The organism is Qipengyuania algicola (genome assembly GCF_042492175.1).
Classification (GTDB): Bacteria; Pseudomonadota; Alphaproteobacteria; order Sphingomonadales; family Sphingomonadaceae; genus CAJXSN01.
Map to the genome: position 1 here is coordinate 432647 of NZ_CP170453.1, position 22502 is coordinate 455148.

Sequence of the window (22502 nt, forward strand, 5' to 3'; positions counted from 1 at the left end):
CGGACAAGCGTGGCAGTTTACACCCATCTCTCGGCCGAGCGCATGGCCGGATTGATCGCGCAATACGACGTTGGAGAACTGGTTTCTGCCAAGGGCATTGCCGAGGGCGTTTCCAACAGCAATTGGCTGGTCGAGACCACCGGCAGCGATGACACCGGCTCACGGTTCATTCTAACCATGTATGAGCGGCACATCACGCTGGAAGATTTGCCGTTCTTCCTCGATCTGCTCGATCATCTGGCGGCTAAGGGTTGCCCTGTGCCGCGCACGATCCATGATCGAAACGGCGATGCCTACCGCATGGTCGATGGTAAAGCCGTCGCCCTGATCGAATTTCTCCCCGGCCTTTCGGTCGATCGCCCCACTCCTGCGCAAGCGCATTCGGCGGGCGAGGCATTGGCGGGCATGCATCGCGCCTCGCTGGATTTTGGCGGCCGCCGCAGCAATGATCTGGGGCCCGCCGGCGTCGCTGCGTTGTTCGAAAAATGCGAAGGCCGGCTGGGCGAAATCGACCCTGAACTGACGGAAACCGTCGCACGCCATATGCCCGCCATTCGGGCAAGCTGGCCCGGTGATCTGCCCAAAGCCATCGCCCACACCGATCTGTTTCCCGACAATGTTCTGGTCGAAGGCGACCGTGTGAATGCAATGATCGATTTCTATTTCGCAGCGCACGAAACCATGGCCTACGATCTGGCGGTCACGCATCTGGCTTGGTCCTTCGAGCCCGGCACCGGCGATTTTCGCCGCGATGTCGGCGCAGCCCTGATCACGGGGTATGAGGGGGTTCGCCCCCTATCGGACGAAGAGAGGGCCAGCCTCCCGCTGCTGGCGAAGGCAGCGGCAATGCGGTTCATTGCGACACGCAGCTATGACTGGCTGTTTACACCCGACGACGCACTGGTAACCCGCAAGGACCCGATGGAATTCGTCCAGCGGCTGAATTTCTACGATGAGGCGGGACACACCGCCTTTGCGTGATCGCAAGGCAGTGGCACACTTAAACTGATGAAACAGGTCGAAATCTTTACCGACGGTGCCTGCAAGGGCAACCCCGGCCCCGGCGGCTGGGGGGTTCTGCTGCGCATGGGCAAGCACGAAAAAGAGCTGAGCGGCGGCGAAGCGGATACGACCAACAACCGGATGGAGCTGACGGCGGCCATTCGCGGGCTCGAAGCGCTGATCGAACCGTGCGAAGTGACCCTGCATTCCGACAGCAAATACGTGCTCGACGGGATCACCAAGTGGGTCCACGGCTGGAAGAAACGCGGCTGGGTCAATGCCAGCAAGAAGCCGGTGCGCAATGCCGATCTATGGCATGAACTGATCGAGGCATCGGCGCGCCATCGGATGGAATGGCGCTGGGTGAAGGGGCATGCGGGGCACCCCGAAAACGAACGGGCCGACCGCCTCGCAAGCGACGCGGCCGACCAGATCGCGGCTGAGTAATCAGCCCTTAGAGCTCAAAGCCCTCAGGAATTGTCGACGGTCTCCGCGCCGGGGCCGTTCTTCTGGATCGAAGCGATGGCGTTCTTCGCGCTTTCCTTGCTGGAATAGCCCTGCGTGGAGAACATCACTTCGCTGTTGTAGCTGAAGCGGACGCGAAACTCGCCGGCCTTGTCTTTGTAAATCTCGAAATGATGAGCCATTTGGCTTCCCCTGTTTTTAGTGTGTTTGTGTCGGCCGGGCTAACCCCCGCTGAACCGATCCGGGCTGTAGCTAGCACGCGCTAAACCCCGGGTGAACGCCGGATTTTCCGTTTCCCCGAGCAAGATCGACGCGCCGAGGCTTGCCGCTGCGGGGGCTGTCTGAATGCCAAAACCGCCCTGCCCTGCAAACCAGAAGAAATCCGGAATGTCGGTAGCGAAGCCGTACACCGGCAAACGGTCGGGTGCGAAACTGCGCAGGCCCGCCCAGCGCCGTTCGACACGAGCAATCGGCCAATCAACCACGCGCTGGAACCGGTCGATAGCCTGCGCAACAGCCAGTTCATCGGCTGCGGCATCGCACGGATCACACAGATCCTCGTCATGCGGGCTGAGCCACAGGCGGCCATTGTCCGGCTTGAAGTAGAAACTGCCCGCCATATCCAGAATCAGCGGCAAGTCGGGCGGCGGCGCTTGCTCCAGTGCGAGCTGCACAACTGTGCGTTTGTAGGGACGGATATCCAGCGGCTTTGCGCCAGCCAACGTAGCGATATTATCCGCCCACGCGCCCGCCGCATTCACCAGCACGCGCGCTTGATAGCTTTGCCCGTTACCGCACGTCAGCTGCCAGCCATCAGCGCTGTGTCCAGCAGAAACCAGGTGCGCGCGGCACTGGAGCTTCGCCCCGCCGCGCGTGGCAATGGCCAGATAATGCTGGTGGAGCCCTGCCACATCGATATCCGCACAAGCCGGCTCATGGACGGCCCCAACCCACTCCTCGCGCAAGGCCGGAACGACGCTCTCGAGATGGCTGCGGCCAACTTTCTCCAGCTTTGCTCCCGTCCCCGCATAGCTTTCGATGAACCCGTGCAGATCGGCTTCGTCGCCATACCGGACCATGTGCAGCGCGCCGCGGCGGTGCAAAAACCCGTGCTCTTGCAGATAATCGCCCGACGCCAGCGACAGCGGCACCACGCCCGGACCGCCATAGGTTTCCGACCAGAAAGCCGCCGAGCGCCCGGTCGTATGGTATCCCGGCTGGTCTTCCCCCTCCAGCAACAGCACGCGCGCACCGCTACCGCTGCGGACAATTTCCGCCGCCAGACTGGCCCCGGCCATTCCAGCACCGATGATGGCAAAGTCATACATCGTCACGCGGTACTATCTTTAGCTCTCTGCGGGTGCGGCACGGTCCAGAAAGCGGGCAATCGCCATCATCGCGCGGTCGCGCACGGCATCGCATTCGCGCAGGATTTCGTGATGCGCCTCGTCGCCAAAGGCGGCCAGCTCGCCCTTGGGCAGATGGCGCACCGCGTGGCCCACCGCTTTCCATGACACCAACCGGTCATTGCTGGTGGCGACAATCAGGACCGGAATATCAATCTTAGCCAGAATGTCCGGACGGCCGAGCCAGCGGATCGAGGCAAGCGCGCGTTCCACCCAGCCCCAGCTGCCCGGCCCCATCACCAGATCGGGCCGCTGCTCGCGCCACCACAGCTCGTCGGCGTAGCGTTTCTCGTCATGGGTCAGCAAAGCAATGCGTGCCGCAGGCGGCTCGCCGGGTTTTTCGCTCCATTTCCAGGCCGGGCGCGCGGGATCGCCCACTGCCGCCATCAGCCGCGCGGCCGCATGGGTGACACCCTGCGGCACGATGCTGTCGGGAAACCCAAGCATGGGAGCCGACAGCACCATCGCATCGGGTTTGATCCGCCCCTCGGCAACCGTCCGCAAGACCAGATGTCCGCCCATCGAATGACCGGCGAGGACATGCGGGCCGGGCGTTTCCGCAATCCACTGCGCCCACAGGTGAGCGAGATCGCGCGTCCAGATGGCGAAGTCCGAAATGTGGCCGGTGACCGCATCCTTGCCCAGACGCCCGGATTCGCCCTGCCCGCGCCAGTCCGAAGCGGTCACCCGCCAGCCGTCCCGGTGCCACTCGTCGAGAGTCTCGAGATATTTTTCGTAATGATCGCCCCGCCCCGGCAGGAACAGGATCGAACCGCGCGGCGGAGCATCGCCCCCCGGGACCGCCCAGTCGATCCTGCGGATGGCATGGCCATCGGCCGCCTGCCACCGGCTCTCGCTCGCGGCGTCAGGAATGGCCCGCCTGTTGAACGGGGCTGCTGCTGTTTGGTCCTGATGGATAATTGCGCGCCTCTCGCGTTGGTTACTTTTTGGTAAGCGATAAACTGTAGCACGCGGCATTCAACGAGGACCACGGGGGCTCATCATGCCGGGCGACTATATCCAATACGGGCTGCTTATCGCCCTTGCAATCGCGCTGCTGATTGCAGCCTTTACCGATTTGCGCCGCCGACAGATCGATAATTGGCTCAATGCCGCCATCGCGCTGGGTGCGCCGGTGTTCTGGTGGTCCAGCGGGCTGGCCCTCTGGCCGGATGTCGCCATGCAAGTGGGTGTTGCGCTGCTGGCCTTTGCCATTCTTTGCGGACTGTTCGCGCTTCGCGTGATGGGCGGAGGCGATGTCAAATTGCTGACCGTGCTCGCCCTGTGGATCCAGCCGCTGTTCTTCCTGCAATTGCTGGTGGTGATGGCGCTGGCCGGCGGTGCTCTCTGCATTGTGCTGGGCGGTTGGCACATGATCCGCCGCCAGAAGGACAAGCTGGCCATCCCCTACGGCGTGGCCATCGCAATCGGCGGATGGTGGGTTCTGGGCACGCATCACCTCCCCACCGCCGGAGCCAGCATCGGCCTGTAACTGCGGCTTTCGAGCCGTTTCCTGCATTTTCGCAGGCGGGGTGAACCCGATTTTAACCACCTGCAGCGTAACGACGACAACCATAGCAGTCCCGGAAATTTTTCGGGATCGAATTAGGGGGCTTAGAAAGCCATGGACCGGAAGAAGCTTGTACTGCTGCTCGCAGCATTGATCATCGCGGTAGGCACTGCACTTGCCGCACGCAGCCTGTTCGCTGATGCGTCTGCGCCAGCTGCCAACGCTGCACCTGTTGCGCCCACGGGCCCCAAAGTGCTCGTCGCCCAGCGTGCTCTGCCGACCGGCACGATCATCACGGCGGATGCCATCGGGTTCGAGCAATGGCCCGAAGAAATGGTCCAGCAGGCCTACTTCATCGATGGCGAAAGCGACATCTCCCAGCTGCTCGGCACCGTTGTGCGTCATCCCGTGACTGCAGGCGAGCCTGTAACGCAGGGTTCGCTGGTTGCACCGGGCGATCGCGGCTTCCTGGCTGCGGCACTGGGCGCCGGAATGCGCGCCATCACGGTGCCTGTTTCGGCCAAGACCGGTGTGGGCGGCTTTGTCTTCCCGGGTGACCGCGTCGACCTGATGCTGACGCAGGCCATCGAAGGCGGCGATGAAGGCTCCTTGAAAGCTACCGAAACCATCCTTCGCAATATCCGGGTTCTGGCCACCGACCAATCGACCACGCAGGAAACTGTCGAGGGCAAGACGGTTGTCCGCGCCTTCCGCACGGTCACGCTGGAAGTGACCCCCAAGATTGCCGAGAAGGTCGCTGTTGCACAAACCATCGGCACGCTCAGCCTCTCGCTCCGCTCCATCGCGGACAATCAGGCTGAACTGGAGCGGGCGATTGCATCGGGTGATGTGAATATCCCCGAAGATGCAACGCCGGAAGAAGAAGAGCGTTTGCTGGCGCAGGCGATGGGTCGTCCCAATGACGGCGCCACCACCTATCAGACCGGCGGCGATGTCTCGCGCTTCCAGCGCTCCACTCTGCCCAAGCCAAAGTCAGACACGCCGCCTTCGCCTCCGCAGGTGACGGTACCCTTCGGCGGATCGTCGGGTGGGAACATCGTCAACATGCCGCCGCCACAGCCGAAGGGTCCGATTGTCCGGGTAACCCGCGGCAAGAGCACAACCGAAGTCGAAGTGAGCAAGTAAGATGGCATTTTCCAGCGCTCCAACCACGCCCCTGTCCGGGCCCAGCAGTTCCGCTGGACGGACTCCGAAAGGAAACCCCATGAAACGTAAAGCACTCGCTTCGCTGCTCCTCGCGGGGTTTGCTTTCGCGCCCTTCACCGGAATGGTCGCGACCACGGCTCAGGCCCAGGGCGTGACCCAGCCTTCGCAAAGCGTCGATCTGTCGATCGGCCGCGGCGAACTGATCAACGTGCCCGGCAATATGGCCGACGTCTTCATCGCGAACGACCAGATCGCGGATGTGCAGATCAAATCGCGCAACCAGCTGTATCTGTTCGGCAAAAGCGGCGGTGAAACCACCGTCTATGCTAGCAATGCGGCAGGCGATATCGTCTGGTCCGCCAATGTCCGCGTGGGCAACAACATCTCCAGCATCTCGCAGATGCTGAACCTGGCCATGCCGGGTGCGCAGATTGCCAACTCCACGCTTGGCACCAATACGATCCTGCTGACGGGCACCGTCGCGGCACCCGAAGATGCGGCCGAAGCCGAGCGCCTGGTGCAGGCCTATGTTGGCGAAGAGTTCAACATTATCAGCCGTCTGAAAATGGCCACGCCGCTGCAGGTCAATCTGCAAGTCCGCTTTGCCGAAGTCAGCCGCTCGCTGGTCCGCGAAATCGGGGCCAACCTGCTTTCCGCCGATTCGAGCGGTGGCTTCCAGTTCGGTGTCACCACCGGGCGCGGTCCCATCCCGCAATATTCTCCGGGCGGCCCCGTAGGTGTCGGCGTGACAGGCGGCTCCGAAGGAACCACCATCGTGACCGGCACAGGGTCGGGCACCACGATTGCCGGTCTCGGAAAATTGCTGGGCCTCGATCTGGCGGGAACGCTGGATCTGGCAGAGCGCAACGGCCTGTCCACCACCCTGTCGCAGCCCAATCTGACCGCATTGTCGGGTGAAACGGCGAACTTCCTCGCAGGGGGTGAGTTCCCGATCCCGATCAGTCAGGGTCTGGGCACGACCACGGTGGAATACCGCAAATTCGGTGTCAGTCTGGCTTATACGCCAACTGTTCTGGCCAATGGCCGCATCTCCATGCGGGTGCGTCCGGAAGTTTCCGAGCTGTCCTCGCAAGGCGCGGTTACCCTCAACGGGTTCCAGATCCCGGCGCTGACAATTCGCCGGGCGGAAACCACGATCGAGCTCGGCTCCGGCCAGAGCTTCATGATCGCGGGCCTGATGAGCAACAACGCCCAGAACACGATCGACAAGGCACCGGGTGCCGGTGACATTCCGATCCTCGGCAACCTGTTCCGCAGCCGCAGCTTCCGCCGCGGTGAAACGGAGCTGGTGATCGTGGTGACCCCGTATCTGGTCGAGCCAGTCAATGCGAACGACATCAAATTGCCGACCGACGGCTTCCGGGCCGCCAACGAATTCCAGCAGATGGTCGGGTATCAGGAAAATGACGGCGAAACCGGAGCTGTGCGCCCCGGCCCGACCGCCATTGACCGCGGCGCGGCGCCTCCCGGCGTTTCGCAAATCACACCCGATACTGTCCTGCCCGCGCCGGGCAAGAACAATCCGGAACGCGTGGCCAAGACATCCAAGAAAGCGAAACGCGAGGAACGGCCCGCAGTGGCAGCTCCCGGTTTCAGCCTGAAGTAAGAGAGGGAAGACGATGACCAAATCGAAACGAATTTTCGCAGGAGCTGTCTCCCTCTCCCTCGGCCTCGCGCTCTCTGCGTGCGGCGGGATGCCGGAGAACCGCAGCCTTTACAGCACCAAGCAGCCGGTGGTGGAACGCACGAACTATACATTCGACGTCCGCTCGGGCGCGGCGGGTCTCAGCTCTGTCGAAGAACAGCGGCTGGCCGGTTGGTTCGAAACCATGGAGCTGGGTTACGGTGACCGGGTCTCGATCGAGGATCCGATGCGCAGCCCTGCCGTCGCAGCTGCCGTTTCCGCTCTCGCCGGGCGCCACGGCATTCTCGTGAGCCAGGGGGCTCCTGTCACGCAGGGCTTCGTCCAGCCGGGCAATGCCCGCATTGTGATCACCCGCTCCACCGCGAGTGTACCGGGATGCCCCGATTGGGACATCAAATCGGACATCAATTACAACAATGGCACGCATCCGGGCTTCGGCTGCGGCGTCAACGGCAATCTGGCGGCGATGGTCGCCAATCCGGAAGACCTGATCTCCGGCCAGCGCGGAACCGGTGAAACCGTCATCCGCACCTCGAACAAAGCCATTCAGGGCTATGTCGAGCAGCCGCTGACCGGTGCCGAGGGCCTTGCCGGTTCCGGCCTCGAAAATGGAGGAGACTAACTCATGAACGCTCCCTGGAGTGCCGGAATGCCCGGCAATCGTGATCCCTTCGCCGCCTATATTTGCGATGATACCGCGCTGGATATCCTGCGCCCGGTGGTCATCGAAATGGGCTGGCAGCCGGAAAAGTGCAACAAAGGCGGCCTGCGCAATGCTGTCCAGTCGCTCAGCGTTTCGGCCAGCCCGAACATCCTGATGGTGGACCTGTCGGAAAGCGGCGATCCGCTGAACGACATCAACGCGCTGGCAGAAGTCTGCGAGCCGGGCACGATCGTCATCGCGGTTGGCCAGGTCAATGATGTGCGCCTCTACCGCGACCTGCTGTCGAGCGGCATTCACGATTACCTGCTGAAACCGCTTTCCGCCGGTCAACTGCGCGACTCGCTCAATCAGGCGCAGGCTGTTTTCAGCCAGCCGAAATCGAACGATGGTGATGTGGTCAAGCGCCATATCTCCACCGCAATCGTGGGCACACGCGGCGGTGTCGGCGCTTCGACCATGGCGACTTCGCTCGCATGGCTGTTCAGCGACGACATGAAGATGCCGACAGCGCTGCTGGACCTCGACGTGCATTTCGGAACCGGCGCTCTTGCGCTGGATCTGGAGCCGGGCCGCGGTCTGACCGATGCGATCGACAATCCCAGCCGGATCGACGGCCTGTTTATCGAACGCGCCATGATCCGCGCGAACGACAATCTGGCTATTCTGTCCGCAGAGGCGCCGATCAACTCGCCGCTGATGACCGATGGCAGCGCTTTCGTGCAGCTGGAGGACGAGTTCCGCCAGGCGTTCGAGATGACTGTCATCGACATGCCGCGCAACATGCTGATCAACTTCCCGCAATTGCTCGCCGATGTGAATGTCGTCGTGCTGGGGGCGGATATGACGCTGGCTTCGGCCCGTGACACCATCCGCATCCTGTCGTGGCTCAAGACAAACGCTCCGCACGCACAGGCCATCATCGTGGCCAACAAGGTGCAATCGGGCGTGGCCGAGATCAGCAAGGCCGATTTCGAAGCCTCTATCGAGCGCAAGATCGATATCACCATTCCTTACGATGCGAAGGCGGCTGCCAATGCCGCCAAGCTGGGCCAGGTGTTCGTGGACGCGAACGCCAGCAGCAAGGCGACCAATGCGATCAAGCAGCTGGCCGACCGCGTTGTGGGCGCCAGTGTCGAAGAGGACGACGAGGAGGCCGATGGCAAGAAATCGCTTCTGGGAAGCTTCGATCTCAAATCGTTGCTGCCTTCGAAGAAAGCCAAGGCACCCAAGGAAAGCGTTCCTGCAGAATAACTTCATCCCGGCGTCCCCGCGACGGGACGCCGGATTGAAGCCTTGCGCGGAACATTGAACGAAAGACCCGACCGATGAGCATATTCCAGCTCCTGCTATTCGCTGCCGGCCTCATGGCCCTTATGGTCGTAGGTTATACAGCGATGTCGGGGCCGTCCGCTGGCAAGGAAAGCACGCGCCGCCTTCAGGCTGTGCGGTTCCGCCATTCGGAAAGCACCGACACCAAGGTCGAGAGCCAGCTGAAAAAGGCTATCGCATCGCGCAAGCCGCGGGCGACGAAACTGGCCGGCTCCGGATCGCGGATAGAGGCACTGGCAATCCGGCTGGAGCGGACCGGTAAGGGCTGGACTGTCCAGCAGTATTTCTACGCTTCACTCGGGGTTTTTCTGGGCGTGGCCGTGCTGGTTTACCTGCGCTCGGGTGCGTTCCTGCTGGCGGCGATCGTCGGGCTGATTATCGGCCTGGGCTTGCCGCATCTGGTCGTCAATTTCTTCATCAATCGCCGGACTACCCAGTTCAACGCGAAATTCGCCGATGCCATCGAATTGCTGGTCCGCGGCCTGCGATCCGGCCTGCCGGTGACGGAAACGCTGGGCATTGTCTCCAGCGAAATTCCCGGACCAGTGGGCGAAGAATTCAAAGGCATTACCGAGCGGATCAAGATTGGCCGCACGATGGAGGATTCGCTCCAGACCACTGCCGACAGGCTCGGCATTCCGGAATTCAACTTCTTCTGCATCACGCTGGCCATCCAGCGCGAGACCGGTGGTAACCTGGCAGAGACCCTGTCGAACCTCGCAGACGTGCTGCGCAAACGCACGCAGATGAAGCTGAAGATCCGGGCGATGAGCTCCGAGTCCAAGGCGTCTGCCTACATCGTCGGCTCGCTGCCCTTTATCGTCTTCGGCCTGATCTGGTGGATCAATCCCGATTACGTCGCCGGCTTCTTCGAGGAAGACCGTCTGATCGTGGCAGGCCTTGGCGGCATGCTGTGGATGTCGATCGGTGTGTTCATCATGGCCAAAATGGTCAGCTTCGAAATCTGATTGGAGAAACACGCATGTTCGATACTCCATCAGGCCCCACGCTTCTCGGCGTCGATGTCCTCCTTGTCGGAACCATTCTGGCCGGGGTGGCCGCGATGGCTGTCATGCTGGCTATCTACGCCGCTGTCACCGTCAAGGATCCGATGGCGAAGCGCGTCAAAGCGCTGAACAATCGCCGCGACGAACTGAAGGCGGGCATCGTCACAGCCTCCGGCAAGAAACGCCAGAGCCTGATCAAGAAGACCGACACGACGGAGAAGGTGAAAGACACCCTCTCCAGCTTCAAGGTGCTGCAGGACAGCCAGGTCAAGGCGATCCGCCAGAAACTGGCTCACGCAGGCTATCGCAACGAAGAACTCGCGGTGGTGGTTATCGGTGTTCGCGCAATTCTGCCGGTCGTCACCGGCCTGATCGCGGCCTTTGCCATCTATGTGCTCGATGTCGTGCCCGACTGGTCGCAGGCCAAGCAGCTTGGCGCGCTCGTCGGGGCAACCGGTCTGGGCTACAAGGCACCGGAGCTGTTCCTGCAGAACCGCGCCAAGAAACGGACCGATTCCATCCGCAAGGGCCTGCCCGACGCGCTCGACCTGCTGGTTATCTGCGCCGAGGCCGGTCTGACGGTCGACGCCGCGTTCAACCGCGTTGCGAAGGAGCTGGGCCGGGCCTATCCGGAACTGGGCGACGAGTTTGCCCTGACCGCGATCGAGCTTTCGTTCCTGTCCGAGCGCCGTCACGCTTTCAACAACCTGGCCTATCGCGTCGATCTGGAATCGGTGCGCGGCGTGGTGACCACCATGGTTCAGACCGAACGCTACGGTACGCCGCTGGCCTCTGCCCTGCGCGTCCTTTCGGCGGAATTTCGCAACGAGCGGATGATGCGCGCCGAAGAGAAGGCCGCGCGTCTGCCGGCCATCATGACCGTGCCGCTGATCCTGTTCATCCTGCCGACGCTGTTCATCGTGATCCTCGGCCCGGCAGCCTGCTCGATCTCCGACGCCTTTGCCGGCGACGGGCCTCCGGGCAGCGGAGCAAACGGCGGCGGCTAAGCCGAACCCTTAGTTTGAACCGATATGTTCGGCCTGCTGGCGCAAACGTGCCAGCAGGCCGCGCATCGTTTCATACTCTTCATCCGTGAACCCGGCCAGCAGCTGCGCCTCGATATCGCGAGCCAGCGGCATCACCTCGCCGTAGATCCCGCGACCCTCGCGCGTCAGGTCCAGCCGATGCGAGCGGCCGTCTTCCGGATTGGGCGTGCGCGCGACCAGCTCGCGCTTTTCCAGCACTTTGCACGCGCGGTTGACCGCCACCTTGTCCATCAGTGTCGCGCCGACCAGCTCGCGCTGGGTCAGGGCCTCGCCCTCCCCCAGCACGGCCATGATCCGCCACTCGCCAATCGTCAGGCCGAAGCGGCTGCGATACAGCTCCGCAATCCGCGCGCTGACCGCGTTGGACGCGACCGAGAGCCGGTAAGGCAGGAAGTCGGCCAGCGCCGTCTGGTCGGTCTTGCTCATAGGCTCAGCCAAGCAGCCTTCCGGCCACTGCATCCAGCTTGGCCATCAGCACCGGATCGCGCGCTTCGGGCGCAGTGATGAGGGCATACTCCATCGCGGTATCCACCGGGCTCGCCTCGCGCTCCTCGGGCAAGGCCGCCAGCAGCGCCGCCAGCGTGGCCCGCGCCAGATCGGCATTGGCGGCCAGCGTCGCCATGATGTCATGCGCCTCAACGCCTGCCTCGGCATCGCGCCAGCTGTCATAGTCTGTCACCATTCCGAGAAGGGCGTAGGGCAGCTCCGCCTCGCGGGCGAGCCGCGCCTCGGGCATGGCGGTCATCCCGATCACGTCCCCGCCCCATTCGCGGTACATCCGGCTTTCCGCGCGGGTCGAGAATTGCGGGCCTTCGATGGCCACATAGGTTCCACCCCGGTGCACCGTGCCCTTCGCGGCCTCCACCGCGTCAGCGGCCAGAGCGGCGAACCGCGCGCAGACCGGATCGGCGAGACCGGCATGCGCCACCATGCCCTCGCCGAAAAAGCTGGAGGGCCTGCCACTCGTGCGATCGATGAACTGGTCCACCGCGACCATCTGGCCAGGAGCCATCTCCTCGCGCAGTGAACCGATCGCGCTGATCGCCAGCAGGTCGGTCACGCCGCAGCGCTTCATCACGTCCACATTGGCGCGGTAGTTCACCCCTGACGGCGGCACGCGGTGCCCCGCCCCGTGCCGCGCCATGAAGGTCACTTTGACGCCGCCGACGCGGCCGGTGGTAACCGGACCGGAAGGCTCCCCAAACGGAGAGCTGACTTCGATCTGCTGCTGGTCCTCCAGCGCGATGCCTTCATACAGGCCGCTGCCGCCCAGAACCCCGATATGCCAATTGCTCATAGGTGCGCTCATTCGTACTCCGGCTCCTCCCACCACGGGTAGAAGTCGGGCATGTCCTCACTCACCTTGTCGGGATACTCGGGCGCGCGCTTCTCCAGGAAGCTGGCGATCCCTTCCTTCGCATCCCCGCCCCGGCTGAGACGGTAGATGCTGCGGCTGTCGATCTTGTGCGCTTCCATCGGGTGGTTGGCGGTGGACAGGCGGTAGAGCATCGCGCGGGTCATCGCGACCGAGACAGCGGAGGTGTTGTCCGCAATCTCGCGCGCCAGCGCATGGGCTGCATCCATCAGCTCAGCCTGCGGATGGATGGAGCGGACCAGCCCGCCCTCCTTCGCCTCGGCCGCGTCGAAGATGCGGCCGGTAAAGCACCATTCCAGCGCCTGCTGGATGCCGACGATCTTGGGCAGGAACCAACTGGAAGCCGCCTCCGGCACGATGCCGCGTTTGGCGAACACGAAGCCATAGCGCGCGCTGTCCGCCGCAAGCCTTATGTCCATCGCGCATTGCATCGTCGCGCCCACGCCCACGGCCACGCCGTTGCAGGCGCTGATCAGCGGCTTGGTCGATTGGAACAGCCGCAGCGTCAGCAGCCCGCCGCCATCGCGCACGCGCGGGTCGGACAGGCTCTCCACCTCGGTGTTGTCGGCAAAGGGCCGCGCGCCGTCATCCGGCGTCAGATCGGCCCCGGCGCAGAACGCCCTGTCCCCCGCCCCTGTGAAGATGACCGCCCGCACGCTGTCATCGGCGTCGGTATCGTCCAGCGCCGCCATGATCTCCTCGCCCATCGTGCGGGTATAGGCGTTCATCTTCTCGGGCCGGCTCAGCGTGATGACGGCCACGCCATCGGCCTTCTCGAGCGTTATCTGGGTGTAGGACACTATCGGGTTTCCCTTCGATCAATTCACAGGTCGGAACACTTGGAGTGCTTTCCAGACTGTCCAAGGCTTAAAAACCACCGCGCCCCCGAACCCAAGTGCCAAAGCAGTTAGGTTGAGGGGCGCGGTGCGTGTCATGCCGAGGGGTCTAGCGGGCGGGTGGAGCGGAGGAAAGCGGCGAAAGTCCGTTCGTGCCTCCTCGACCCACAAAACGCTTTCGCGCGGCGCAAGCCTCTGTATTAACCGGCAATGCGCGTCTTTCGTGATCCGATCCGGCTCATCCCCGTGCTGTTTCTTCTGGCCATCCTCGTCGGCGCGGGATTGCTCAGCCTGCCTATAGCGAGCGCCGATGGTGAACCGACAGCGCTGATGACCGCGCTGTTTACATCGACATCTGCGGTCGCCGTGACCGGCCTAATTGTAGTGGATACGGCAACCTATTGGTCATTCTTCGGGCAGGTGGTGATCCTGCTGCTGTTCCAGATCGGCGGGTTCGGGATCATGACCGCGGCGACGCTGTTTGGCCTGATGGCCGGGCGCGGCTTTGGTTTGCGTGACCGGATGGCGACGCAGGTCGAGCGCAACCGGCTGGAAGGCGGGGATGCGCGTTCGGTGCTGAAGCTCGTCCTGAAGATCACCATCGCGGTGGAGGCGACGGTCGCCGCAATCCTGACCGCGCGGCTCTATTTCTTCTACGATCACGCCTTGGGTGACGCCGTGTGGCATGGCATTTTCCATTCCATCAGCGCGTTCAACAATGCCGGGTTCTCCAGCTATTCCGACAGCGTCATGGGGTTCCAGAGCGACCCGGTTATGCTCATCCCGATCATGCTGGCGGTGATCCTGACCGCGCTGGGCTTCCCCGTGATGCAGGATTTGCGGCGGCACCGCCTCACTTGGAGCGACTGGAGCTTGCATACGAAGATCACGATGAGTGGCACGGCCGGCCTGCTGGTCATCGGCTTCGTCTCGATCCTCGCGATGGAATGGAGCAATGGAGATACTCTGGGGCCGATGGATCTGGGGGCCAAGGTACTCAATGCCGGTTTCCATTCGGTGATGCCGCGCACGGCGGGCTTCAACAGCCTGGATGTCGGGGCGTTTCGCGATGAGACCCTGATGATGAATTACTTCCTGATGTTCATCGGCGGCGGCAGCGCGGGTACGGCAGGCGGGATCAAGATCACGACTTTCCTCGTCGTGCTGGCTATCGTGATGTCGGAAGTCGCCCGGCGGCGCGATGCGGGCCTGTTTGGGCGGCGGTTCGGCCCGGCGGTGGAGCGCCAGGCGCTGACTGTGGTGGTGCTGGCGGGCAGCCTGATTTTCGGCGCAACCGTGATCCTCTCCATTGTGAGCCCGTTACCTTTCGAAGACCTTTTGTTCGAGGCGATCTCGGCCTTCTCGACCGTGGGCCTATCTACTGGCGTCACTGGCGATCTGCCTCCGTCAGGCCAGCTTGTGATTATCGCACTGATGTTTGTCGGCCGGGTCGGCACGATCACTGTGGCGACAGCGCTTGCTTTGGGCGCCCAGCCGCGCCCCTATCGTTACCCTCAGGAGGACCCCATTGTCGGCTAAGCAAAACAAACCCGTATTGGTGATCGGCCTTGGCCGTTTCGGCGGCTCCGTCGCGCGCACTTTGGAGCGGATGGGCCACGAGGTTCTGGGCGCAGATACTGACCCGGCGCTGGTGCAGCAGTTCGCATCCGAGCTCACCCAGGTGGTCGAAGCCGATTGCACCGACATGCAGTGCCTGCAGAGCCTCGGCGTGGCCGATTTCGAATCGGCGGTGGTCGCCATCGGCAGCGATATCGAAGCCAGCGTGCTGACCGTCCTCGCGCTGAGCGATCTGGGCATCGAGCGCATCTGGGCCAAGGCAACAAACGAAAAACACGCGCGCATTCTGGAGCGCACCGGCGCGGGTCATGTCGTCTTTCCCGAAGAGCGTATGGGCGAGCGGGTCGCCCGGCTGCTGAACGAGCGGCTGCTCGATTTCATCGATTTCGGGGACGATTTCTCCATCGCCCGCCTCGCCGCGCCAGGTCCGATTATCGGCATCCCGCTGGTAACCAGCGAATGCCGCAAGAAATACGCAGTGACGGTCATCGGGGTGAAGCGTGAAGGCGAGGATTTTATCCACGCCGTGCCCGATACGCTGATCATGCCCGGCGATGTGCTGGTCGTCTCCGGAAAAGTCGACGATATCGAGACGTTCGCGGCCCTCGAAAACTAGCGAAAGCGCCCGGCAGCCGGGACGGCTAACGCACACCCAATCACAACCACCCCAAATAATTTCTCCCGCAAATGAACCGGATGGGTCGGCGGGCGCACTTACTCTATGAAAGCCGCGCGGCTCGGAAGAGATGCAGGCCCGTGCACAGGCACACCGGAGGAGGAGGCGACCCATCACACAGCGGCAATCCGCCTCGCTTCTGGTCGATGAATTTCTGGTCGCTTCTGCCCAGAGCGGGGACCGTGCCGCGTGGAACCAGCTCGCGCAGAAGTGGGAGGCGAAGCTGGTCTCTCATGCCTACCGCTTGCTGGGCGACAAGGAGGCGGCGCGGGATGCGGCCCAATCGGCGTGGGGCGAGATCGTCAGGGGGCTGACCGGCCTGCAGGACGCGCGTGTCTTCCCCGCCTGGGCTTACCGGATCACGTCGCGCTGCTGTGCCAAGCAGATTGATCGCGCCGTCAGGGATCGCGCGCTCAAATCGGACTTCGCGGCCGAGCCAAGAGACGTGGCGAGCGAACCCGATGCGCCCTCTCAGCTTGCCCGGTTGCAAGCGGCCATCCGCCAATTGCCCGCCGGAGAACGCGCGGCCATCGCGCTGTATCATTTTGAAGAGATGCGCGTGGCCGAGGTGGGCGTCGCGCTGGATGTGCCGGTCGGCACAGTGAAGACCAGACTCATGAATGCACGCCGCAAATTGCGCGCGATATTGGAAGGAGAACAGCCATGACAGACAAGTTGGACGAGATGATCGACGCCGCGCTGAACGCGGAAGAGCGCGAATTGCTGCACCAGCTGGGCGATGAGCCGGGCTATTTCACGCAGGCTTTCGGGCTGTTTGGCGGGAAGCTGGGCTGGGTCACGTGGCTCATGATGACCGCGCAGATCCTGATGTTCGCCGCTGCGGTGTATCTCGCGGTGCGGTTCTTTCAGGCGGAAGAACCGCTGGAAGCACTGAAATGGGGGCTGCCCTCTGCCGTGCTGCTGATCCAGGCACTGCTGATCAAGCTGACCCTGTGGCCAAGCCTGCAGGCCAATCGCGTAATTCGCGAGGTAAAGCGACTGGAGCTGCAGATAGCCCGCTCGAACATGGGGTAGCATGGGGGGCGTTCTTTGCCTCGCCCCTTAAGCAAAAGGACGTCGCTGCCCGCCCGCAAAGGCGCGGGCAGCGATGTCATCTTCTATACTACAGCGCTCAACGCGGAGCCATGCGGATGGCACCGTCGAGGCGGACGTCTTCGCCGTTGAAATAGCCGGTCTCGATCATCGTCATGGCAAGACGCGCATATTCTTCGGGGTTGCCGAGGCGCTTGGGGAACGGGACCGACTGGGCCAGCGCTTCCTTCACCTGCGGCGGAGCGGCGTTCATCAGCGGGGTGTTGAAGATGCCCGGCAGGATGGTGTTCACGCGGATGCCTTCGCGCATCAGGTCACGCGCGATCGGCAGGGTCATGCCAACCACGCCGCCCTTCGATGCGGAATACGCCGCCTGGCCCATCTGGCCGTCTTCGGCCGCGACGGATGCGGTGTTCACGATTGCGCCGCGATCCCCTTCGTCGGTGAGCGGATCGAGGCTCATCATGCCCGCTGCCGACTTGGCGATGCAGCGGAACGTGCCGATCAGGTTGACCTGAATCACGAAATCGAACGCGCTGATCGGGAAGTGCTTGATCTCGCCCGTCTGCTTGTCGCGGCTCGCGGTCTTGATCGCATTGCCGATACCCGCGCAGTTGACCAGAATGCGCTCCTGCCCGTGGGCTTCACGGGCCTTGGCAAAACCTGCGTCGACGTCTTCATCGCTGGTGACATTGACCTTGCAGAACACGCCGCCGATTTCGCTGGCGACGGCGTTCCCGGTTTCTTCGTTCATGTCGAAAATGGCGACTCTCGCGCCCTTCGTTGCCAGAGCGCGCGCGGTGGCCGCGCCGAGGCCGGATGCGCCGCCGGTGACGACGGCGGGGGTGTTTGCGGATACTTCCATGTGTTCTCTCCTGAAATTCAATAACCTGAAAATAGAAATCCGTTCGCCCTGAGCCTGTCGAAGGGCTGTTCTTCACTTCTGGTTCCCGCGCCCGAAGAAAGAGCAGTGGTTGGCCTTTGGCCAGCTTCGCTTCCGACAGGCTCAGCACGAACGGGAAATTTTGAGGTGTGTGCGTGGTCTACAGCGCCTCGATAATCGTGACGTTGGCGACACCGCCGCCTTCGCACATTGTCTGCAGGCCATATTTCTTGCCGCGTGCGCGCAGAGCGTGGACCAGCGTCGCCATCAGCTTCGTGCCCGATGCGCCCAACGGGTGACCCAGCGCAATCGCACCGCCATTGACGTTGAGCTTGTCTGGATCGGCACCGGTGTGCTTCAGCCAGGCCATCGGCACGGGGGCGAAGGCTTCGTTGACCTCGTAAAGATCAATATCGTCGATCTTCATGCCCGCGCGCTCCAGAGCGCGGTCGGTGGCGAACAGCGGCTCTTCCAGCATGATGACCGGATCGCCTGCCGTGACGGTCAGATTATGGATGCGCGCCAGCGGGGTGAGGTTGTGCGTTTTCAGCATTTCCTCGCTGACGACCAGCACCGCGCTGGAGCCGTCGCAAATCTGGCTCGCGCTTGCGGCCGTGATCTTGCCTTCCGGGCTCAGCAGCTTGACGCCGGCAATGCTTTCCAGCGTGGCGTCGAAGCGGATGCCCTCGTCCACCGTGTGCATCTCGGTGCCTTCCGGCGTCTCGATCTCGACGGGCACAATCTCATCGTTGAACAGACCGGCCTCGGTCGCCTTGATCGCCTTGGCATGGCTGCCCAGCGAGAAGGCGTCGAGCTGGTCTTTGGAAAAGCCGTGCTTTTCCGCAATCATTTCGGCGCCCATGAACTGGGACCACTGGATGCCGGGATATTTCTCTTCCAGACCGGGCGATTTGTAGTTCCCCAGACCCTCTTTCATATGGAACGTCGCGGTGGAGCCCATCGGCACGCGGCTCATGCTTTCGATCCCGGCTGCAATCACGACGTCCTGCGTGCCCGACATCACCGCCTGCGCGGCGAACTGGATGGATTGCTGCGAAGAACCGCATTGCCGGTCGATGGTGACAGCCGGAGTCGACTCGCCCAGATGCTTGGTCGCGAGAACGGCGTTGCGGCCGACCTGCATGGCCTGCTCCCCGCCCTGGCTGACGCAGCCCATGATCACATCGTCCACCGCCTTGGGATCGATCCCGCTGCGCTCCATCACGGCATCCAGCGACTTCGCGGCCAGATCGACCGGATGGACCCCGGCAAGGCGGCCGCCACGGCGGCCTCCGGCGGTACGAACAGCTTCGACAATATAGGCAGCAGCCATGGATTCGGTCTCCTGAAAGCAATTGGGGCTCTGGTAATGTGTGTGCGGCGGTAGGATGGCCTTACGTTTGCGTCAACCAAGCAAATAAGGGAGCCCTGCAATTGCAGCAGGTTCTGTCGTTAATATTGCCGAAAGGCACTGAAACGCGCGGATTTCTGCCGTTTTGGCGCTCCTGAACGTCACCCCGCAAGCCTTGTGACAAAACTGCCACACCGCTTGGTCAACCGTGGAAACGGCCCACATTTGCTTTGCATTGGGCAGCGTGGTGCGTGCAAACGGACCCATCCGCGGGGGGCGTGCATCTATTGTCCGCAGCGGCTTATACAGATCTGAGAATGTTCTGGGCCACATGTTTCATGGCCACGAACGAATACAAAGGACTGAAGCAACATGAAAATGCAAAGCAAGCTGAAGCTGGCTACTGCACCTGTGGCGCTCGGCGTGGCACTTGCCGCGACGCCCGCCATGGCGCAGGATGCCGACGAAGCAACAGCCGACGAAGCTGTCGGCGCACCGATCGTCGTTACCGGGTCGCGTATTGTTCGCCCCGAAGTGGAAAGCATCTCGCCGGTTACGACCGTTGGTGCTGAGTTGATCGACGAAACCGGTACGGTTCGCGTCGAGGACCTCCTCAACGACCTGCCGCAGACTGTTGCCGGCCAGACCGCGTTCGTTTCGAACGGCGCATCGGGTACCGCCACCGTCAACCTGCGTAACCTGGGCTCGACCCGTACGCTGGTCCTGATCGACGGCCGCCGGATGCCTTCCGGTGACCCCTTCGCAACCGCCCCTGACCTTAACCAGATCCCTGCGCAGCTTGTTGAGCGCATCGAACTGGTGACCGGCGGCGCTTCGTCCACCTACGGTGCCGACGCTGTGGCTGGTGTTGTGAACTTCATCATGGACCGCGACTACGAGGGCTTCTCGCTCGAAAGTCAGGTCAGCTTCTACAACGCAAGCAACGGCAACGACTCGATCCAGGATCTGCTGCGTCGCACGAACAACCCTGTTCCCAACGACTCGCAGAACGCTGGCTTCACCTACGACATCACCGCCACTTTCGGTGCCGGCTTCGATGACGGCCGTGGCCACGTAACGGGCTACCTCGGCTATCGTGAAATCGACGCGATCGTTCAGGCCAACTACGACGAAAGCGCTTGTGCTCTCTCGTTCCGCTCCAGCGATCCGACAGGCTTCACCTGCGCCGGTTCGTCGACCACCCCGAACGGCACGTTCTTCGTGTTCTCGCCGGGTGCAAACGGTCTGACCGGTTCGAACGTTCTTACCCTGGACGAAAACGGCCCGGGCAACACGTTCCGCGACTCGCTCGCTTTCTCGGGCACGGGTGCCGACACGTACAACTACGCTCCGACCAACTACTACCAGCGCCCCGATAAGCGTTGGACGGCTGGCTTCTTCGCTGATTACGAAATCAACGAGTCGCTCAACCCGTATGCGGAATTCCAGTTCATGGATGACCGTTCGGTTGCTCAGATCGCGTTCTCCGGTACGTTCTTCAACGGCCCGAACACCCTGTCGTGCGGCAACAACCTGCTGTCCGACCAGCAGCGCACCGCTCTGGGTTGCTCCGGCCCGACCGACTCGGTTGGTATCCTGATCGGTAAGCGTCTCGTCGAAGGTGCTCCGCGTCAGAACGACCTGCGTCACACCAGCTACCGCGGTGTGCTGGGTATGCGCGGCGATCTGTGGGACGACTGGAGCTACGATGTGTACGCTCTGCGTGGTAACACGATCTACCAGAACACCTACCTGAACGACCTTTCGGTCAGCCGCATCAACGCGGCGATCAGCGGTTGCCCGGGTACCGGTGAACCCGCTGGTTGTATCCCGCTCAACGTCTTCCAGATTGGCGGCGTTACGCGTGCACAGTTCGATTACATCGCTGTTCCTGCTCTGCAGAACGCCGATCTCGAAACCACGGTTGCTTCCGGCTACATCACCGGCCCGATCGGTGACTGGTTCGGCGCTGGCGACATCCAGGTTGTGTTCGGTACCGAATACCGCCGTGAAGACTACGAACTGCGCGTCGACGAAAACTTCGCACAGGGTAACCTGTCCGGTCAGGGCGGTCCGACCGCTCCGGTCGCCGGTTCGTTCAACGTGAAGGAATTCTTCACGGAAATCGATATCCCGCTCGTTGACGGCGGCTTCATCGATTACCTCGGCCTTCTGGGTGGCTTCCGTTACTCCGACTACAACACGTCGGGCGGTTCCGAGACCTACAAGGTTGGTGTGAACTTCGCTCCGGTCGACTGGGTCAAGTTCCGCGCTGTTTACAGCCGTGCCGTTCGTTCGCCGAACATCACGAGCCTGTTCTCGCCGCAGAACATCGGCCTGTTCGGTGGTACCGACCCTTGCGCGACTGCAACGCCTACCGCAACGGCGGCACAGTGTGCCAACACCGGTGTGACGGCTGCACAGTACGGCAACATCCCTGCAAACCCGGCTGGCCAGTATAACCAGCTTGGTGGTGGTAACCCGGGCCTCCTGCCTGAAGTTGCTGACAGCTACACCGGCGGTGTGGTTATCACGGGCGATGCTCTGGGTCTGCGCGGGTTCGCTCTCACCGTCGACTACTTCAACATCTCCGTTGAAGGTACGATCGGCGGCGTTGGCGCCCAGACAGCCATCGACAACTGCATTGCCACGGGCGATCCGGCCTTCTGTAGCCTGATCAACCGTAATGCAGGCACCGGCGACCTCTGGCTCGGTAGCGATGCGAACGACGGCTTCGTCGTGAACACCGTGCAGAACATTGGTAGCCTGGAAACCGAAGGTATCGATATCACCGCTGCCTTCAACTACCCGCTCGGCAACGGCGCGTTGACCTTCAACTACGCCGGTGTTTACACCTTCAACAACCGGTTCCAGCCCCTTCCGGGCGAGCCCTTCATTGATTGTGCCGGGTTCTTCGGTTCCACCTGTGGTTCGCCGCAGCCGGAATACGGCCACGTTGCCCGCGTCGGGTACCGTGCCGATAGCGGTACGTCGTTCACCTTCAGCTGGCGTTACACCGGCGGCGTCGAAGGCGACGTTGCTGTAACCGGTGACGACCAGTTCGACACGATCGATAGCTACAGCTACTTCGATCTGTCGGGTTCGACGACTGTTGCAGATACGCTCACCCTGACTGCAGGTGTGAACAACATCTTCGACAAGAAGCCGCCGTTGATCGGTTCGGCTTACAGCCCGTCGAACGGCAACACCTACCCGGGTATCTACGATCCGGTGGGTCGTCAGATCTTCCTGCGCGCTTCGCTCGATTTCTAAGCGACAGCGAGTTTGAAACGAGAACGGCGGGCTTCGGCCCGCCGTTTTTGTTTTTGCCCCAGAATCGTAATGTTTGGGGCCAATAAGAGCAGGCGTGATCGCCTCAGCATGCAGGGCGAGGCAAACACGGGAACACCCGTAGACTTCCCCAATCTTCCAACTCTCAGCTTCGTCACGAACAGCGACATCGTGGGCTGCGCTCGCTTGAGCGCTTG

General features: G+C 62.4%; 22 protein-coding genes. 14 read left to right on the forward strand and 8 right to left on the reverse strand.

The window, feature by feature from the left end; all coding sequences use genetic code 11:
- Positions 1-9 precede the first annotated feature (9 nt).
- Together thrB and rnhA are read left to right on the forward strand one after the other, a co-directional pair.
- Complete coding sequence (gene thrB, locus ACFCW2_RS02095; protein ID WP_379547840.1) at positions 10-981, forward strand: homoserine kinase; 972 nt, start codon at positions 10-12, stop codon at positions 979-981.
- A gap of 27 nt (positions 982-1008) precedes the next feature.
- Positions 1009-1449, forward strand: a complete 441-nt coding sequence (rnhA, locus tag ACFCW2_RS02100) for a ribonuclease HI (RefSeq protein WP_379547841.1) — start codon at positions 1009-1011, stop codon at positions 1447-1449.
- 23 nt (positions 1450-1472) lie between these two features.
- On the opposite strand, the gene ACFCW2_RS02105 is transcribed toward rnhA, so the two are convergent.
- Genes ACFCW2_RS02105 through ACFCW2_RS02115 form a run of 3 tightly spaced genes read right to left on the reverse strand, consistent with a single transcriptional unit; the run spans position 1473 to position 3851 of the window.
- Positions 1473-1649, reverse strand: a complete 177-nt coding sequence (locus ACFCW2_RS02105; RefSeq protein WP_379547843.1) for a YegP family protein — start codon at positions 1647-1649, stop codon at positions 1473-1475.
- A gap of 39 nt (positions 1650-1688) precedes the next feature.
- Positions 1689-2795 carry an NAD(P)/FAD-dependent oxidoreductase gene (locus ACFCW2_RS02110; RefSeq protein WP_379548908.1) on the reverse strand — a complete coding sequence of 369 codons (1107 nt, stop codon included), beginning with the start codon at positions 2793-2795 and terminating at the stop codon, positions 1689-1691.
- Between the two features lie 18 nt (positions 2796-2813).
- Positions 2814-3851 (reverse strand): alpha/beta fold hydrolase, encoded by a 1038-nt coding sequence (locus tag ACFCW2_RS02115; RefSeq protein ID WP_379547844.1) that lies wholly within the window; start codon positions 3849-3851, stop codon positions 2814-2816.
- A gap of 25 nt (positions 3852-3876) precedes the next feature.
- On the opposite strand from ACFCW2_RS02115, the gene ACFCW2_RS02120 reads away from it, so the two are divergent.
- From ACFCW2_RS02120 to ACFCW2_RS02150, 7 genes are all read left to right on the forward strand, one after another.
- The gene (locus ACFCW2_RS02120; RefSeq protein ID WP_379547845.1) at positions 3877-4365 is read left to right on the forward strand and encodes an A24 family peptidase; all 489 of its coding nucleotides are present in this window, start codon (positions 3877-3879) and stop codon (positions 4363-4365) included.
- Between the two features lie 132 nt (positions 4366-4497).
- Positions 4498-5529, forward strand: a complete 1032-nt coding sequence (gene cpaB, locus ACFCW2_RS02125) for a Flp pilus assembly protein CpaB (protein ID WP_379547846.1) — start codon at positions 4498-4500, stop codon at positions 5527-5529.
- Positions 5530-5608: 79 nt separating this feature from the next.
- Positions 5609-7177 carry a type II and III secretion system protein family protein gene (locus ACFCW2_RS02130; protein WP_379547847.1) on the forward strand — a complete coding sequence of 523 codons (1569 nt, stop codon included), beginning with the start codon at positions 5609-5611 and terminating at the stop codon, positions 7175-7177.
- 13 nt (positions 7178-7190) lie between these two features.
- Positions 7191-7838, forward strand: coding sequence for a CpaD family pilus assembly protein (locus ACFCW2_RS02135; RefSeq protein WP_379547848.1), 648 nt, complete (start codon positions 7191-7193; stop codon positions 7836-7838).
- A 3-nt stretch (positions 7839-7841) separates the two neighbouring features.
- Positions 7842-9131, forward strand: coding sequence for a pilus assembly protein CpaE (locus ACFCW2_RS02140; RefSeq protein WP_379547849.1), 1290 nt, complete (start codon positions 7842-7844; stop codon positions 9129-9131).
- A gap of 74 nt (positions 9132-9205) precedes the next feature.
- Entirely contained in the window at positions 9206-10177 is a 972-nt protein-coding gene (locus ACFCW2_RS02145; protein ID WP_379547850.1) for a type II secretion system F family protein, read from the forward strand.
- Positions 10178-10191: 14 nt separating this feature from the next.
- Entirely contained in the window at positions 10192-11223 is a 1032-nt protein-coding gene (locus ACFCW2_RS02150) for a type II secretion system F family protein (RefSeq protein WP_379547852.1), read from the forward strand.
- A gap of 9 nt (positions 11224-11232) precedes the next feature.
- Here ACFCW2_RS02150 and ACFCW2_RS02155 read toward each other — a convergent pair whose 3' ends face one another.
- The 3 genes from ACFCW2_RS02155 to ACFCW2_RS02165 are packed head-to-tail and all read right to left on the reverse strand — an operon-like array spanning position 11233 to position 13440.
- Positions 11233-11688, reverse strand: a complete 456-nt coding sequence (locus tag ACFCW2_RS02155) for a MarR family winged helix-turn-helix transcriptional regulator (RefSeq protein ID WP_379547854.1) — start codon at positions 11686-11688, stop codon at positions 11233-11235.
- 4 nt (positions 11689-11692) lie between these two features.
- Positions 11693-12559: an S-methyl-5'-thioadenosine phosphorylase gene (gene mtnP, locus ACFCW2_RS02160; RefSeq protein ID WP_379547855.1), complete on the reverse strand. Its 867-nt coding sequence runs from the start codon at positions 12557-12559 to the stop codon at positions 11693-11695.
- Between the two features lie 8 nt (positions 12560-12567).
- The gene (locus ACFCW2_RS02165) at positions 12568-13440 is read right to left on the reverse strand and encodes a crotonase/enoyl-CoA hydratase family protein (protein ID WP_379548909.1); all 873 of its coding nucleotides are present in this window, start codon (positions 13438-13440) and stop codon (positions 12568-12570) included.
- Positions 13441-13683: 243 nt separating this feature from the next.
- Here ACFCW2_RS02165 and ACFCW2_RS02170 point away from each other — a divergent pair, with 243 nt between their 5' ends.
- From ACFCW2_RS02170 to ACFCW2_RS02185, 4 genes are all read left to right on the forward strand, one after another.
- Positions 13684-15012, forward strand: coding sequence for a TrkH family potassium uptake protein (locus tag ACFCW2_RS02170; RefSeq protein WP_379547856.1), 1329 nt, complete (start codon positions 13684-13686; stop codon positions 15010-15012).
- Positions 15002-15667 carry a potassium channel family protein gene (locus ACFCW2_RS02175; protein WP_379547857.1) on the forward strand — a complete coding sequence of 222 codons (666 nt, stop codon included), beginning with the start codon at positions 15002-15004 and terminating at the stop codon, positions 15665-15667. The genes ACFCW2_RS02170 and ACFCW2_RS02175 overlap by 11 nt, the downstream gene beginning before the upstream one ends.
- Before the next feature lie 130 nt (positions 15668-15797).
- Positions 15798-16394 (forward strand): RNA polymerase sigma factor, encoded by a 597-nt coding sequence (locus tag ACFCW2_RS02180; RefSeq protein ID WP_379547859.1) that lies wholly within the window; start codon positions 15798-15800, stop codon positions 16392-16394.
- The gene (locus tag ACFCW2_RS02185) at positions 16391-16762 is read left to right on the forward strand and encodes a DUF6768 family protein (protein WP_379547860.1); all 372 of its coding nucleotides are present in this window, start codon (positions 16391-16393) and stop codon (positions 16760-16762) included. The genes ACFCW2_RS02180 and ACFCW2_RS02185 overlap by 4 nt, the downstream gene beginning before the upstream one ends.
- Positions 16763-16859: 97 nt before the next feature.
- On the opposite strand, the gene ACFCW2_RS02190 is transcribed toward ACFCW2_RS02185, so the two are convergent.
- On the reverse strand, positions 16860-17645 hold the full coding sequence (locus tag ACFCW2_RS02190; RefSeq protein WP_379547861.1) for an SDR family NAD(P)-dependent oxidoreductase: 786 nt from the start codon (positions 17643-17645) through the stop codon (positions 16860-16862).
- 178 nt (positions 17646-17823) lie between these two features.
- Positions 17824-18996, reverse strand: coding sequence for an acetyl-CoA C-acetyltransferase (locus tag ACFCW2_RS02195; RefSeq protein WP_379547862.1), 1173 nt, complete (start codon positions 18994-18996; stop codon positions 17824-17826).
- Between the two features lie 390 nt (positions 18997-19386).
- Here ACFCW2_RS02195 and ACFCW2_RS02200 point away from each other — a divergent pair, with 390 nt between their 5' ends.
- Positions 19387-22287: a TonB-dependent receptor plug domain-containing protein gene (locus ACFCW2_RS02200; RefSeq protein WP_379547864.1), complete on the forward strand. Its 2901-nt coding sequence runs from the start codon at positions 19387-19389 to the stop codon at positions 22285-22287.
- Positions 22288-22502: the final 215 nt, after the last annotated feature.